The organism is Bacillus songklensis, from assembly GCF_042649685.1.
Classification (GTDB): Bacteria; Bacillota; Bacilli; order Bacillales; family Bacillaceae_H; genus Bacillus_BA; species Bacillus_BA songklensis.
In genome coordinates this window covers 98,831-113,223 of the sequence record NZ_JBHRZT010000032.1, presented here as the reverse complement: position 1 = coordinate 113,223, position 14,393 = coordinate 98,831, and the positions used below count along the sequence as shown (strand labels likewise).

The window sequence follows — 14,393 nt, the reverse complement described above, 5'->3', positions numbered from 1 at the left end:
GCCTTAACTCTCATCAATGCAATCGAAAAAGAATCTCCATATCCGCTCTTTGATGATCCACATAAAAGTAGTCATTGCTTTTGGGATCATACCAATAATCTTTTTCCCATTCTTTGATGTTCTTTACGATTAATTTCATAGCCTGTATAAATCCGTATATTTCTTGATTCGTCATGGTTGGATGGATGGAAAAGCGAACCCATCCCGGTTTTAAGGATAAATCCCCCTCATCTATCTTATCCGTTATGATTTTCGATTGTTTCGGATTGATGTTAAATAAAAAATGGCCATACGTCCCGGCACATGAACATCCCCCTCTGACTTGATAACCGAATCGATCGTTCAATAACCTTACAATCAAATTATAATGAATGTTATCGGCGTAAAAGGAGACAATGCCAAGTCGTTCCGTGATATGATCTTCGAACACATTCAATCCTGGTACTTTCTTCAACTCCGGAAGCAAGATGTCAAGCAGTTCCTTTTCTCGCTGCATCATTTTTTCGACACCCATTTGTTCTTTTAATTTCACGCATAAAGCGGTCCTAATGGCCTGAAGGATTCCAGGGGTCCCACCGTTTTCGCGTGCCTCAATGTCGGAGAAATACTGATGCTTTCCCCATGGGTTGGTCCATGCTACCGTTCCGCCCCCTGGGTGATCGGGCACTTCATTGGAATAGAGTCCCGAATCTAAAACAAGTACCCCGCTGGTGCCTGGCCCTCCTAAAAATTTGTGAGGAGAAAAGAAAATTCCATCCAGCTTCTCCATTGGATCCTCCGGGTGCATATTGATTTCTACGTAAGGTGCGGACGCTGCAAAGTCGACAAAGCATATCCCTCCATGCTCATGCATTTTCCTTGCCAGTTTATGATAGGGAGTTTCGATTCCAGTCACGTTTGAACAGGCTGAAAAGGAACCGATTTTATATTTACGGTGACTGTAGGCATGTAAAAGCTGATCCAACTGGTAAGGTTCAATTTTACCGTTCGAATGTGGCTTCATCATGACCACATCCCCTATCGTCTCAAGCCAGGACGTGTGATTGGAGTGATGCTCCATATGTGTAATGAAAATGATCGGGCGCTCTTCTTCAGAAATGACCAGTCTATGTTTCAGTTTCTCCGGTACCCTTATCCCTAATATTCTCTGCAGCTTATTGACCACAGAAGTCATACCGAATCCATCCATTATGATCACATCGTGGTCACCTGCATTTACATGCCTTTTTATGATCTGTTGCGCTTGTTTGTAGGCCAATGTCATAATGGAGCTTGTTACATTGGACTCCGTATGCGTATTAGCCATAAACGGTCCAAAAACATGATTGATTTTCGATTCGATCGGTCCATATAAACGACCGCTGGCGGTCCAATCTGCATAAATGATTTTCTGTTTTCCATAAGGGGAGTGAAAATATTGCTCATTCCCGATGATATGTTCACGAAATGACTGAAAATAAGCTTCTAGTTCACTTCCAAATTGAAAAGTCTTACTCCCGATTTTTGCTGTAATCATGTAGATTCCACCCTTAGCCTAGTGTCCCTTAAATAGTATATGTTCAGCCTGCGATAAGAGTCATATGCATTCCTTAAAAGAATATAGAAAATCTCGAGTATCCTCATATTTTTAATCAATCGGGCAGTCTTTCGTCATTTGGTTATGAAAAAATATTAAAATAATTATTTCAAAAAAATCAATTTGGGCTTGCTTTTTTCAAAAATGTGTATATAATCAAAATATTAATCCTTTTAATTCCGATATTTTTACTTAGATTATTATTTTTAAGTACAAAATTTCTAAACAATATATTGACCACATTTTCTTGGAATACAAGAAACAAATAATAAGGGGCAGGGGATAACGGAATGATACTAACTTACATTGCCATTGTGGTAGCTCTTTTCTTTGCTATGAATATTGGTGCAAGCGGAACGGCAGCTTCAATGGGAGCGGCATACGGAGCAGGAGCAATAAAAAATAAACGTTTAGCCATGTTTTTAGTTTCATTGGCAGCCTTTTTGGGTGCTGTGTTAGGAGGGGGCGAAGTTGTCAAGACGATTGGAAGCGGCATTATCCCTTCGAACCACTTTAGTGTTGAAGTTGTCGTGATTATTCTGGCTGGAGCGACGCTTACCCTGTTTTTATCCAACCTGCTCGGCATCCCTTTATCGACCAGTGAAGTGACCGTCGGATCCATTATTGGAGTCGGGATTGCCTATCAATCTTTATATACTGATAAGCTTTCCATCATTGTATCGTTTTGGATTATTGTGCCTGTACTCTCTTTCTTTATCACCTTTACACTCGGAAAACTTATTGAGTACGCAGAAAATCGCTGGAATGGATTGAAAGGACAAGGGAAGTGGACGAAATGGCTGTCAGTACTCCTTGTGGTTGGCGGCTGCTTGGAAGCCTTTTCCGCCGGCATGAACAATGTAGCAAATGCCGTCGGTCCTCTCGTTGGTGCGAATATTCTTTCCGAGGGGAATGGTCTCTGGCTTGGAGCCCTCTTCGTTTCGTTGGGAGCCATCACATTGGGAGGAAAAGTATTGGAAACAAACGGCAAGAAGATTACTAGACTTTCATTATTGCAGGGAAGCACTGTTTCATTTACGGGAGGAGCCCTTGTTATTATAGCTTCATTATTTGGTCTGCCTGTTCCTCTTACACAAGTAACGACATGCGGCATTCTTGGAGTCGGGGCAGCTAAAGATGGATTTATCATGTTGCAAAAAGGGGTTATTAAACAAATTATCATGGTATGGATTATCTCTCCATTAGCTTCACTCGTAGTTTCCTATTTTCTTATTAATTTGTTCGCTAGGCCAAATACATACAATCTCTTTATCATTGTAAGCACCCTAGTTGCTACAATCGGTACCATACGGCTGTCCCAAATCGTCCGTAAAGAGAAAAGAGCGACATATGATGAAGGTGGCGGAATATAGGATTTGTGCATGAGCGACATTTTTATTGAATCGTGGAATACAAAAATCAATTGACATAAATGCTTTTTATTTATGTCAATTGATTTTTGTGGATATTATAAAGCCGTCATATATCTCTCCTTTTGAATAAAATAAGCCCATTCCTTAAAACCCAGCTCTTTCAATCTCTTTTGGACCAATTCGAATTCGTCCCCTACACGATCTGGAGTATGGGCATCCGATCCAAACGTGACTTTTACATCATAAAAAAGTGCTCTTTCCAAGATTTCATCTGACGGATACCACCCTCCACAGTCTTTTGTTTTCCCGGATGTATTGATTTCAATCGCAATATCACTTTCAGCGATGACTTTCAACGTATTCTCGATGACCTCTGTTTCAATTGCTGAAAATTCAGGGTAAAAACCTTTCATCGCATCAATGTGACCGAGAATTTGGAACATGCCGCTGCGGGCCGATTGCTCGATTAAGTTATAATATTTCTCTTTGGTCTGTACTTTTTGTTGATTGGTTAGCCCTTCCCACCGGTCTTTTTTGAAAATGCTGATGTCATCTACATAATGAACAGAGCCGATAATATAGTCAAACGGATACAGACTTAATTGCTGGCGATAAATCTCCAAGTGTTCAGGATAAAAGTCGCTTTCAATACCAAGCAGCACTTGGATTTTTCCGCTGTATTTCTGCTTTAAACGCAAAACTTCATCCACATACCTTGGCAATTCACTTTTGGCCATAGCGATTGTAGGGTAAAGCTGGTCTTCTTCGCTGTAAAGGTAAGGAGAATGATCTGCAATCCCAATGAGGTCCAATCCTTTTTCGACCGCTGATTTTACATAATGTTCAATCGTTCCAATCGCGTGACCGCAGCGTTCATGATGGGTATGGAAGTCAAATTTAACCGGACCTTGTAAATGATTCATGAATTCAATCCCCTTTTACTTTCGTGTTATTTACATATATAATCAGTGTGCCCGTCCATTTGTTGACTAAAACGTCTTGTTTCAACTGTCCCCAAAAATATGAAAGACTCCCTAAAGCCAGCTGGATCATTTACCGTTTTTACATAACGCCTGCCTATACTTATCACATTCACTCCACTAGAAATATTTCCTTTCCTTTTTTAACCTCTGCCATCGAGCCTTCTTCTATTTGCGCTTTTCTGTTTTTTCATCTTGAACGAGCTTACAAAGGTGTTTGGCGGATTCATATATACTCTAAAGCAAAAAAGCTGTTGCCCTTCATCAACAGCTTTCTTTTCAAGAGGATGCTTTATTCAAGTATTTCCCCTGTTCTGTAATTTTTCATGAAGCTATCCACCGTTTCCTCCAGCGTCCCATTTGCCTCTGGTACTTGAACGATAATTTCATTACGATCTTTGACAGGAACCACTTTGACATCTTCAAAACGGTTTATTTCAAGCTGCAGCCTCAAGTCTTCCGCTAGACTCTCGGCCTGGAATTGATCAGCCAGTAAAAACCTTAAATTTTTCATAAAATTTCACCCTTTCAATATGTCAACTAATGAGTATAACGAACCTTCCCTAGTTTTCCCTGTTTTCTTTTTTTATATCAAGTGAAGCTTCCACCATTAAAGGCGTTGAATTCTAACGGGATAGAAACTGTCTATATGTAAATGATCGGCAAAACTGCGGGAAAAAGAAATGCCAAAAAGGCTGCCGGTTAAATCGGCAGCCTTTTTTGTACACTATCCAAGGATTTCATGTTTACCCCCATGTTATTTTCTAGAAATGGTTACTTTTTCTTTTTATTAATTTGAGTTTTATTGTTTTTATTTTCCTCATCGTCGGAAGAATCCGCAGCCTTGAGGGTGGCTCCTTCTTTTTTGCTATTCGCTGAAATAGCAATATTTTTATTTGCTTCAACATCAGAAGAATCTTTTTGATTTACACTCGTTTCATTCTTTTGGTTATTGGGTGAGCCAGGATTTTCTTTATCTTCTTTAACAGCAAGAGAGCCTGTACGCTTTGTGCGGATTTCTTCTTTCCCATTGTTCGTTAAGCTGGCGATATTTAAGTCTTCTTCACTGGCTAAATGGGTGATATACGGGTTTTCCTCCATGACAGGAGCTTCTGTACGTTCGATGCGGGCCTCTTCTTTCTTCACAATATCCTGTACCTGCTTTGTCTCCTGAATTTTTCTCTTGCCGACAATGATTTCTTCAACGACTACAGGTCTTTTTGTTACCTCGATGCGTTCCTCCATAATAGGGATGTGAATGAGCTCATCGTCCGAAATAGGGCCGCCATCGTACTTGCCGTCTACGACGGGACGGCGCTCCACATATACTTCTTCACGGGTAAGCGGAACGTGAATGGTTCGCTGTTCTTCAATCACTTCTTTACGGAGCTGTAATTCTCCAATCTGTACACGTTCCCTTGTGACGTCAAGTTGTTCCTCACGGAGACGGACTGATTTTTGTTCTTCAGCCTCAACCTGTACGTCTCCGGCATCATCGTAAATCGGACTGCTGTAAGCTGGATTCATATCGACCAATACAATCATTTTCCCTTTATTGACTTCCGTCTCACATTGTTTTGCAGTAAATTCCGGGATGCCTCTTTCCATGAGTCTGTCAGCCAGTGCATTTGCATGAAGACCGCCCATACCGGCTGTCATCATGGTAAACAAGCTGCCCATCATAGCACCGGCTAAGGTACTCACTTGCATATCCGCTTCTATCATGACTCCAGTTTGAGCAGCAACCAAGGGAATATCACTTCTGTTTTTTGCCACCACCATGATATCGGTTTCACGATAACCCTTACGCTTCAACCCTTCAATCGCATACAAGACCTCTTGCTCTGAATAAAAAGTGCCGACCATTCTTTTATCCCTCCTAAAATCCATTTCATTTGGAAATAAATTTACATTTACTCCCATAGTTTGTTTACCCCGGGGATTTCTCTTTGAAACTTTTGGTAATAAAAGTTTTGTAGATTTCTTTTTTCCATTTGCTCATTTAATAGATTATCTTATGGTGAATGCCTGCCTTTTTACTTGACAGAACTCCTCTTTATGTGGATTTTTATATAATAAAAACGTACGATCAATAGACAATAAGACGACTATCGGAATTGAGATAAACGGAAAAGAGGATGGCTCAAAAGCATAAAAACATGCTTTTGAGCCATCCTCCTAAAAATGAACCGTTATGAAAAACTTAGTGAGTCTCTTCAGTGCACGATTCAACATTTACCCTCATGTTCTTTTTGAAGCGTTAAAGCGGTCTCTTACGCGCTTCAGCCGTGCATGATAGTTGAGGATGTCCAGTCGCGCCTTTTCGGCTTCAGGAGCAATCGGCCTTAATTTTTCCAATTCCCAATATTCCACAATTACATCCAGCACTTGATCAAAATATTCCAACGGTCCGTAATTGGCTTCTTTTGCGATGATTGACATCCGATTTTCAAAATCCGGCATTACAGCCCCCGGCATTTGGAAGTTTTTAATAACATGACCGAGATAATAACAATAATTCGGCTCCAATTGCAAATGAAATTTTATGACGTCACGGTAAAAAGCATAATGGAGAATTTCATCTTTGGCCAGTCTTCTAAGAAGTCCCCCCAAATCTTTATCATGCTCCCCTGCCACTTTCGCCACATTCATATAAAAAACCATTGTCGCCAATTCTTGAAGCGATGTATAAACCATGGTTTCAAACGGTGTATGGAAATCCGGCTGCCAGCCGCCTTCTACAGTTTGTTTATGCAGTTGATGAAGGCGTTTAGGATCCACATTTCTAGTAATCAGAAGATAGGTTTCTAAAAGGTTGGAATGCTGATCCTCTTCGGCGGTCCATGTATGTACAAAATCCTGTATGACAGCGAGTGAACCTTTGAATGTTTGTTCCAAATGCGATGTAAACCATGGCAAATTTACTTCTGTCAGCAGAGCCGTCTCCACTGCCGTAACCACTCCCTGCGGAAGGGTTACTTGACTTGGATCCCACGGGACTCTCCGGAAATCTTGTGCTTTATCCCACGGTAAAAAGTCATGGTATCCCCAGTCTATTTTTTCTGCTCTTATTTTGTGCTCCTCATAAAGTTCTTTTAACTTTGGCTCGAGTCTAAAATCCAAGTGATTTGTAAGCAAGTGTTAGCCTCCTCTAATTTCTTTCTTCTATTAACTCTATTATATTCAAAAAACAGGGTCATTTCTGATCATTTCAAGAACAACTTGTGAACTCTCATCCATGGCTTTCACTTATCCTCAAGTTAGCCGTTTTCCTGAAAAGCCTCTTTATCTTTATTGCCGCAAACATTGAAGATTAACACGTCGACCTGTTATTTAGATTTTCTAAATTTAAGTAAATCGAAATAATTTAATGGAGAGGATCATATGAGAAAAATTTCAAAAATGATGATTCCAGCAGCTCTTGCATTATCAATGGCAGCGTCGACAACCGCCTTTGCAGAAGGGCAGTCAAGACCAAACGGCCCGTGGGTCGAAAATGAGCAGAACATTTCTCTTTCAAGCTATATGAGCAATCCTGAATTGTACAGTACTCTTCAAAAGCTAGAATCTTCTTCAAAAGGAAAAATGAAGCTGGAAATAGCCGGCTATTCAAATCTTTCCCCTGACCGCTATGCAACGGCGGCTTTTACGTAACGGCTGAATCAAGAACCGTTACAAGCGTGTTCAAAGAGTTCAAGCCTGACGTGTATGTCGATGTCCACCATCGCGGCTTTAATACAGTTTCTGACGAAGATAACCGTTCCGTTCCGGTACAGCTTGCAGCGGTTGTAGCAACGGATTCCTATACCGATCCGTTCAGCGGGAAAAAATATGAAGTGGACGCCGATGTTTTAAAATTAGGAAAGCAAATTAATTTTCGTTTTTATTCTCCTTTTCTATTTAGTAACTCGCGCTTGGATAAATCAAAACGATAGCCTTTTGTAAGCGTATGCAATTGTATGCCAGACATTGTTGCCTCTTCGCTTCCGTTATCAGCTATATTAACATCGACATAGGTCCTGTTCTTTCCGTCAAACACCCTTACTTGGTGCTGACCATATACTTCAAACTCATTTCCTTTTACCAGGATAGCAGTATTTTCATCGATACCTATTCCAATTGTTTGAGATTCCTGAGCAATGGCATGCAGTAAGCGCCCAAATCTCGCCCGCTGAGAAAAATGCTGGTCAATGATCATGTTTTTCAACAAACCAAAACCCTCGTCCATATCTACCTCTAAAACGTCATCCTTTGCTTTCGTTTGGGCGGAAACAATCATATGTTCACCCATTATAGAAGCTCCGGCACTTGTTCCTCCAATCACCATCCCGCTTGACCACTTTTCGTATAAGGTGTCATATAGTGCTGTCCCTTTTATCAAATCTTTTAACCGTTTTTGGTTGCCTCCCGTTATAAAAAGAGCTGATAGTTTCGATACCAACTCACTGATTTCAGGGCTTTCAGCTTTCTCTCTTGAATCTACACCAATAATCTCTATTTCCTGCGCTCCAAGCCTGCGGAAAGTTTCAACATATTCAGCACTGACCTGGTCTGGAATTTGACTGGCTGTCGGTAAAATGCCGACAGCTCCTCCCCGTGCGCGTGACAATTCTATAAATTTATCTAAAATCTCGGTTTCGTGCTCCTTCCCCTCGCTTCCACCGATAATCAGCAGTTCCCCTTTATGCATCTTTCTTCACCTGATTTTTTCAAATATAATTTTTCAGAAAACTTTACCCTGAATTAGCTTAATTAAAACCAAAATATAAAAATAATTTTCAATAGAAAGATGTAAACATTCTATATCTCTATCTTTTATTTTTGATAGATTGCTACCCATTTTTCATAGTTTAACGCACCTTGCCTTTCCTCCCTTCATATACAAATGTAGCTATCAATTTTCTAGAAGGGACAGGAGCTGAAAATGTTGACCGATAGTCAAATTCTTATTACAGGCTGCGCCGGATTCATAGGTTTTCATCTATCAAAACGATTATTGGCAGAAGGCTATACAGTGGTTGGGCTCGATAATTTAAATGATTATTATGAGGTGAATTTAAAACATTCAAGGTTGGATTTATTAAAAGAGCATGAAGGATTTACGTTTTTTTATGCTTCATTAGAAGATCAAAAAGCAATCGATACACTTTTCTCCAAGTATCATATAACTGCCGTTGTGCATTTGGCCGCCCAGGCAGGGGTTCGATATAGTCTTGAAAATCCTCATGCATATATCCAATCCAATATTGTAGGTTTTACGAATATTTTGGAGGCTTGCCGTCATCATCAAGTTGAACATCTTTTGTATGCATCCTCAAGCTCCGTGTATGGGGCTAATACAAAAATGCCTTTTTCAACAGATGACAACGTCGATTATCCTATTAGTTTATATGCAGCAACTAAAAAGGCAAATGAACTGATGGCTCACACTTACAGCCATCTATATAGATTGCCGACAACCGGGTTGCGCTTTTTCACGGTATACGGCCCATGGGGAAGACCGGATATGGCCCTATTTAAATTTACAAAAGCCATTATTGATGGCCAGCCAATCCAAGTGTTCAACTCAGGTGAAATGAGGCGCGATTTTACTTATATTGATGACATTGTAGAGGGAATTGTTCGCTTGATCCCACGCACACCCTCTCCTCTCTGCTCTGAAGATCACACAAGCAGCGCCCCTTACAAAGTTTACAATATTGGCAATAACCAGCCTGTTCAGTTAATGGACTTTATATCTGTACTAGAGGAGAAACTTGGCAAAAAAGCGGTAAAAGAATTCCTTCCGCTCCAGCCGGGCGACGTTCCAGAAACTTACGCGAACGTAGATGATTTAATGCAGGCTGTTGATTTCAAACCTTCAACTTCCATAGAAGAAGGCGTTGGAAAATTTGTTGATTGGTATTTGGAGTATTATGGTCTTAAAAACTTTAATCGAAAAATTGGGGTAGTGGGACTCGGCTATGTCGGATTGCCTGTAGCCCTCTCACTCAGCAATAAATTTCCGGTTGTAGGATTTGATATAAATCCAAAACGCATTCAAACCTTAAAGGAGAATATTGATTATACGGGAGAAGTTTCGAAAGAAGAATTAAAAAGGGCACCTATAAGCTATACAGAAAATCCAAAAGAGCTGGAGGAATGTAATTTCATTATTGTTACAGTCCCTACACCAATCGATGACACGAAAAGGCCAGACCTTAAACCGCTTATTTCAGCCTCAAAAACAGTTGGTGACCATCTGCAAAAAGGTACGATCGTTGTCTATGAATCTACTGTCTATCCAGGGGCTACAGAAGAAGTGTGCATTCCGATTCTCGAAAAACAATCCGGTTTAAAAGCAGGAGCGGATTTTTTTGTGGGATATTCACCCGAAAGAATAAATCCCGGCGATAAAGAACATACATTCCAAAACATCGTAAAGGTAGTTTCCGGCCAGGACGAAAAAACAAAGGAAGCTATTGCTGAAATATACGGCTCGGTCGTTAACGAAGTCTATCAAGCCCCTTCCATAAAAGTAGCCGAAGCTTCCAAAGTAATTGAAAATACACAGCGTGACCTCAATATTGCATTAATGAATGAATTGGCTATTATTTTTGAACGGATGGGATTGGATACAGCTGAAGTATTGAAAGCGGCAGGAACAAAGTGGAATTTTCTTCGGTTTAGCCCGGGTCTGGTAGGAGGTCATTGCATCGGAGTCGATCCGTATTATCTTACCTTCAAAGCTGAAAGTATCGGCTATCATCCGGAAGTGATCTTAGCAGGAAGAAGAATAAACGATACGATGGGACAATTTGTCGTGTTGGCTCTTTTAAAATTAATGATTCAAAAAGGAACAGCAGTTCAAGGATCGGTTGTAACAGTACTAGGGTTAACCTTTAAAGAAAATGTACCTGATATACGAAATACAAAAGTTATTGATATTATCCATGAACTGCAGCAGTTCGGCATTAAGGTGCAAGTGGCAGATCCACTGGCAGATCCGGAGGAAGTCAAAAAAGAATACGGCTTAACTTTATGCCCGTTTCATGATCTTCAACCGAGCCACGCTATTATATTAGCGGTTCCACACAAACAATATATGGAAATGAATTGGGAGGATTTAGGTTCCTTGTTGATTGATTGCCAGGGTGTCCTAGTTGATATTAAGAGCGTTCTTCCACAAGATTCCAGACCTAATTCTATTGAACTATGGAGACTCTAAATCCGTAAAAAAAAGTCTTTTTACCTAAAGTTTTTGTGAAATTTTACACATAACAATATGGCAAGAATAATTTAATGGAGGAAATTCCATGAACAAATATAAGAGTTATATCGTATTTATTCTGATTGATACAGTAATCATTCTCTCTTCTGTAGCAGCCTCTCATTTTCTTTTACATGGCACTGTCTCCAATCAGTTTGCCATTGAAACACTCCTTGTTTTTCTGTTATTCTGGTTAACTACCATCAGCTTCTTTCATACATTCAGACTCTATCATCGGATATGGAGATATGCAAGTACAGGGGAAATTATATCTATTACGAAAGCAACTTCTTTATCAATGTTCTTTGTTTATTTCCTTCAATTTCTGTGGAATCAAACTGGGATAGATGTGCCCATTCATCATTCAATGTTTCCCCTTACATGGATGATGATTATATTGGGTGTATTTGGCTCCAGATTTTTAGGCCGCATTATTCAAGAAAACCAGCGGAAAATAAGAATGAATAGAAAAAGGACCTTAATCATTGGGGCAGGAAATGCAGGTGTATTAGTGGCGAGAGAATTAAAAAACTCGATAGATACCCCCTTGTATCCTGTTGCTTTTGTAGATGATGATCTAAATAAATTAAACATGCGGGTATGGGGTATTCCGGTTGTCGGGACAAAAAAAGACATTATTTCTATTGTAAGGCAGTATCAAATCGAGATAATCGTTGTCGCTATCCCCTCAGCCCCTTCATCGGAAATTGCAGAAGTTATTAATATATGTAAAAAAACAAAAGCTGCCATCAAAATCCTTCCTCGTATCGGCGATATTATAAATGGGAAGATTTGTATCAATATGATTCGAGACGTAAAAGTGGAAGATTTGCTTGGAAGGCCCCCTATTGAAATAGATTTACAGGAGATTGCTGGATACGTAACCGGCAAAATTGTTCTGATTACTGGAGCGGGCGGTTCGATCGGATCTGAAATTTGCCGGCAGATTTCCAGATTTTCACCCCATCAATTGCTTTTATTAGGTCATGGAGAAAATAGTATATATTCAATAGAACATGATCTAAAAAGACAGTTTCCCCAGATTTCATTTAAATCAATCATTGCTGATATCCAGGATAAAAAGAGAATAGACAATGTTTTTAATTTGTGGCGTCCCCACGTCGTATTCCATGCGGCCGCCCATAAACATGTCCCTTTGATGGAGAACAACCCCGCAGAAGCCGTAAAAAACAATATATTCGGAACGAAGAATGTCGCAGAATGTTCCCATCGCTTCGGGGTTGAGCGGTTTGTCCTCATTTCAACCGATAAAGCGGTTAATCCCACTAGCGTGATGGGAACAACCAAGCGTGTCGCCGAAATGATCATTCAGGATTTAAATCAAAAAAGCAATACCAAATTTACAGCTGTTCGATTTGGGAATGTTCTCGGAAGCAGAGGAAGTGTTATTCCCTTATTTAAGCAGCAAATTAAAGCGGGAGGCCCTGTTACTGTTACCCACCCGGAAATGACACGTTATTTTATGACAATTCCTGAGGCTGTGCAGCTGGTTATACAAGCCGGTGCTTTAGCCGCGGGAGGGGAAATCTTTATCCTTGATATGGGCCAGCCTGTTAGAATCAGCGATTTAGCTCGAGATTTAATCACCTTATCCGGTTTAGAGCCAGAAAAAGATATAAAAATTGAGTATACAGGCATACGACCTGGTGAAAAGCTCTATGAGGAAATATTAACGTCAGAAGAAGGAAGCATTGCTTCAAAGCATCAACTCATTTATGTAGCGAAACCGGCAAAATCACGGGAAGTTGATCTGCCGTCCTCTTTAAATAAATTGGAACGTGTGATTCTTCAGGAAGAATCGTGCGAAATTGCAAATGATATTAAGTCCCTCTTAAAACAGCTTGTTCCTGCATATCAACCGCAAAGCGGAGGCTGCAGCAAATCAGAATGAGGAAGTAGAGTCGGCCTTCTGACGGCTGGAAACTCCCCTGATTTCTTACTTCCCCATCATTGAATATCCTTTTGCTTTGTATACAATCAAGCCTCCACCCTTTCAGCCTATGCCTATAAAAGAACCTCCTACCGCTTTTGGGGTTCTTTTATCCCCATGATGTAACTTTCTTCAATGAAACAAATCCATCCGGCTAGTGAAATCTAATGATCAAGAGCACGGTACCCTAAAACTATATCAAGGAATGAGTTCTATCAAATGAGCAGAAAAAAACATACCTTCCCCTTCAATCAGCATCATTTATTAAAAATCATGCTTGATGCTTATGAGTTTGCATATGAAAAGAGGCCTTTAACAACAGAAGACTTTATACAATATTTAATCCTCAGGTTAGAAAAAGAAAAGTACAAACGCCAAAAAGGAAAACCGAAATCTTTTTAGATATCCGTTTTCCTTCTTTTTTGCTTACAGATTTTCTTTTTGTTTCTTAAGTTTTTCAAGAGGAAAGCTATATTTAAATCGCTCTACATCTTCTCTATAAATCTCCCCGACGATTTCCACCATCTCTTCATCATAATATTCCCAATAAGGTTTATGCTTACTTTGATTTTCCTTCTTTAAAACCGCGCTTTGTTTCTGTAATTTGTTCTTCAGATAATTGAAGTCTTCTTCAATACTTTCAAATTTTCCCAAATAATCAACTGCCAGTTTATCATTTTCATCAAACACAAACTTATATTGCGGAATAAAATGCATCCATCTCATCATTCTCTTCTGGAAATTTGTATCCTTCAATTTCAATACAAAACACCTGAAACTTTCGAAATCTTTCAAATATCGTTGTGAAAATTCGTAGTCAGCTGCACATTTCCCGCCTTGTTTAAGAAAAAAGTAAGCAGAAACCAGCCGATCCCACGGATTTCTGACTATTGTAAATTTATAATAACTATTAAACTTTTGACTATCTTCTTTTTTATAATGCACAGCAAAATAATGGCCAGGTGATATCGTCTGGCCAAACAGTGATTTTTTTATTCCGTTTCCGGCTGCCTTGGGGATATGCACAAAAATCACTTTATTGTCATCTTCCATTTCTTTATATGGATTTTCACTTACTCTGGAAAACCATAATTTCAATTCAGAAGGAACCATATTATATATATTTCTAACGATACTATTGATTACCAATGTCCTTTTTATAAACTTCTTACTATTTCTTAAAGTTTGTTTCAAAGTCTTTCCCAAAAAAGTCATTTTTTTTTCCCTTCTAATTAAAGTGGCGCTTTTATCTTCAAACCTTCTC

Annotated in this window: 13 protein-coding genes and 1 pseudogene; 7 read left to right on the top strand and 7 right to left on the bottom strand. The window is 39.6% G+C overall.

Annotated features, from left to right (window positions below; genetic code table 11):
- Window positions 1-13: 13 nt before the first annotated feature.
- Entirely contained in the window at window positions 14-1,516 is a 1,503-nt protein-coding gene (locus tag ACFOU2_RS08495) for an aminotransferase class V-fold PLP-dependent enzyme (RefSeq protein WP_377914135.1), read from the bottom strand.
- 350 nt (window positions 1,517-1,866) lie between these two features.
- Here ACFOU2_RS08495 and ACFOU2_RS08490 point away from each other — a divergent pair, with 350 nt between their 5' ends.
- A complete protein-coding gene (locus ACFOU2_RS08490) occupies window positions 1,867-2,949 on the top strand; it encodes an inorganic phosphate transporter (protein ID WP_377914133.1) in 1,083 nt (360 codons plus the stop codon).
- 95 nt (window positions 2,950-3,044) lie between these two features.
- On the opposite strand, the gene ACFOU2_RS08485 is transcribed toward ACFOU2_RS08490, so the two are convergent.
- The 4 genes from ACFOU2_RS08485 to ACFOU2_RS08470 form a co-directional block, all read right to left on the bottom strand.
- Entirely contained in the window at window positions 3,045-3,872 is an 828-nt protein-coding gene (locus tag ACFOU2_RS08485) for a histidinol-phosphatase (protein ID WP_377914131.1), read from the bottom strand.
- Window positions 3,873-4,221: 349 nt separating this feature from the next.
- Window positions 4,222-4,443: a hypothetical protein gene (locus ACFOU2_RS08480; protein ID WP_377914129.1), complete on the bottom strand. Its 222-nt coding sequence runs from the start codon at window positions 4,441-4,443 to the stop codon at window positions 4,222-4,224.
- 260 nt (window positions 4,444-4,703) lie between these two features.
- Window positions 4,704-5,795 carry a YsnF/AvaK domain-containing protein gene (locus ACFOU2_RS08475; RefSeq protein ID WP_377914127.1) on the bottom strand — a complete coding sequence of 364 codons (1,092 nt, stop codon included), beginning with the start codon at window positions 5,793-5,795 and terminating at the stop codon, window positions 4,704-4,706.
- Window positions 5,796-6,170: 375 nt separating this feature from the next.
- Entirely contained in the window at window positions 6,171-7,067 is an 897-nt protein-coding gene (locus ACFOU2_RS08470; protein ID WP_377914125.1) for an acyl-ACP desaturase, read from the bottom strand.
- A 246-nt stretch (window positions 7,068-7,313) separates the two neighbouring features.
- Between ACFOU2_RS08470 and ACFOU2_RS08465 the strand changes: the two genes are divergently transcribed.
- Window positions 7,314-7,583, top strand: a complete 270-nt coding sequence (locus ACFOU2_RS08465; RefSeq protein WP_377914123.1) for a hypothetical protein — start codon at window positions 7,314-7,316, stop codon at window positions 7,581-7,583.
- Between the two features lie 50 nt (window positions 7,584-7,633).
- The gene (locus tag ACFOU2_RS08460; protein WP_377914121.1) at window positions 7,634-7,864 is read left to right on the top strand and encodes a hypothetical protein; all 231 of its coding nucleotides are present in this window, start codon (window positions 7,634-7,636) and stop codon (window positions 7,862-7,864) included.
- Here ACFOU2_RS08460 and ACFOU2_RS08455 read toward each other — a convergent pair.
- Window positions 7,813-8,619 carry a cyanophycinase gene (locus ACFOU2_RS08455; RefSeq protein ID WP_377914119.1) on the bottom strand — a complete coding sequence of 269 codons (807 nt, stop codon included), beginning with the start codon at window positions 8,617-8,619 and terminating at the stop codon, window positions 7,813-7,815. The two genes, ACFOU2_RS08460 and ACFOU2_RS08455, sit on opposite strands and share 52 nt — an antisense overlap.
- 234 nt (window positions 8,620-8,853) lie before the next feature.
- On the opposite strand from ACFOU2_RS08455, the pseudogene ACFOU2_RS08450 reads away from it, so the two are divergent.
- The 4 genes and pseudogenes from ACFOU2_RS08450 to ACFOU2_RS08435 form a co-directional block, all read left to right on the top strand.
- Window positions 8,854-9,852 (top strand): annotated as a pseudogene (locus ACFOU2_RS08450) (NAD-dependent epimerase); the annotation flags it as partial.
- Window positions 9,835-11,136: a nucleotide sugar dehydrogenase gene (locus tag ACFOU2_RS08445; protein ID WP_377914286.1), complete on the top strand. Its 1,302-nt coding sequence runs from the start codon at window positions 9,835-9,837 to the stop codon at window positions 11,134-11,136. The pseudogene ACFOU2_RS08450 and the gene ACFOU2_RS08445, both read left to right, overlap by 18 nt.
- An 88-nt stretch (window positions 11,137-11,224) precedes the next feature.
- Window positions 11,225-13,090, top strand: coding sequence for a polysaccharide biosynthesis protein (locus ACFOU2_RS08440; protein WP_377914117.1), 1,866 nt, complete (start codon window positions 11,225-11,227; stop codon window positions 13,088-13,090).
- 258 nt (window positions 13,091-13,348) lie between these two features.
- Window positions 13,349-13,531, top strand: coding sequence for a hypothetical protein (locus ACFOU2_RS08435; protein ID WP_377914115.1), 183 nt, complete (start codon window positions 13,349-13,351; stop codon window positions 13,529-13,531).
- Window positions 13,532-13,555: 24 nt separating this feature from the next.
- Here the strand turns inward: ACFOU2_RS08435 and ACFOU2_RS08430 are convergent, their stop codons facing one another.
- The gene (locus ACFOU2_RS08430) at window positions 13,556-14,344 is read right to left on the bottom strand and encodes a sulfotransferase family 2 domain-containing protein (protein WP_377914113.1); all 789 of its coding nucleotides are present in this window, start codon (window positions 14,342-14,344) and stop codon (window positions 13,556-13,558) included.
- Between the last annotated feature and the right edge of the window lie 49 nt (window positions 14,345-14,393).

What these genes read in the sequence shown, in the direction of transcription:
- ACFOU2_RS08495 (WP_377914135.1), bottom strand. Translation starts at nt 1,516, where the DNA reads ATGATTACAGCAAAAATCGGGAGTAAGACTTTTCAATTTGGAAGTGAA.
- ACFOU2_RS08490 (WP_377914133.1), top strand. Translation starts at nt 1,867, where the DNA reads ATGATACTAACTTACATTGCCATTGTGGTAGCTCTTTTCTTTGCTATG.
- ACFOU2_RS08485 (WP_377914131.1), bottom strand. Translation starts at nt 3,872, where the DNA reads ATGAATCATTTACAAGGTCCGGTTAAATTTGACTTCCATACCCATCAT.
- ACFOU2_RS08480 (WP_377914129.1), bottom strand. Translation starts at nt 4,443, where the DNA reads ATGAAAAATTTAAGGTTTTTACTGGCTGATCAATTCCAGGCCGAGAGT.
- ACFOU2_RS08475 (WP_377914127.1), bottom strand. Translation starts at nt 5,795, where the DNA reads ATGGTCGGCACTTTTTATTCAGAGCAAGAGGTCTTGTATGCGATTGAA.
- ACFOU2_RS08465 (WP_377914123.1), top strand. Translation starts at nt 7,314, where the DNA reads ATGAGAAAAATTTCAAAAATGATGATTCCAGCAGCTCTTGCATTATCA.
- ACFOU2_RS08455 (WP_377914119.1), bottom strand. Translation starts at nt 8,619, where the DNA reads ATGCATAAAGGGGAACTGCTGATTATCGGTGGAAGCGAGGGGAAGGAG.
- ACFOU2_RS08440 (WP_377914117.1), top strand. Translation starts at nt 11,225, where the DNA reads ATGAACAAATATAAGAGTTATATCGTATTTATTCTGATTGATACAGTA.
- ACFOU2_RS08435 (WP_377914115.1), top strand. Translation starts at nt 13,349, where the DNA reads ATGAGCAGAAAAAAACATACCTTCCCCTTCAATCAGCATCATTTATTA.
- ACFOU2_RS08430 (WP_377914113.1), bottom strand. Translation starts at nt 14,344, where the DNA reads ATGACTTTTTTGGGAAAGACTTTGAAACAAACTTTAAGAAATAGTAAG.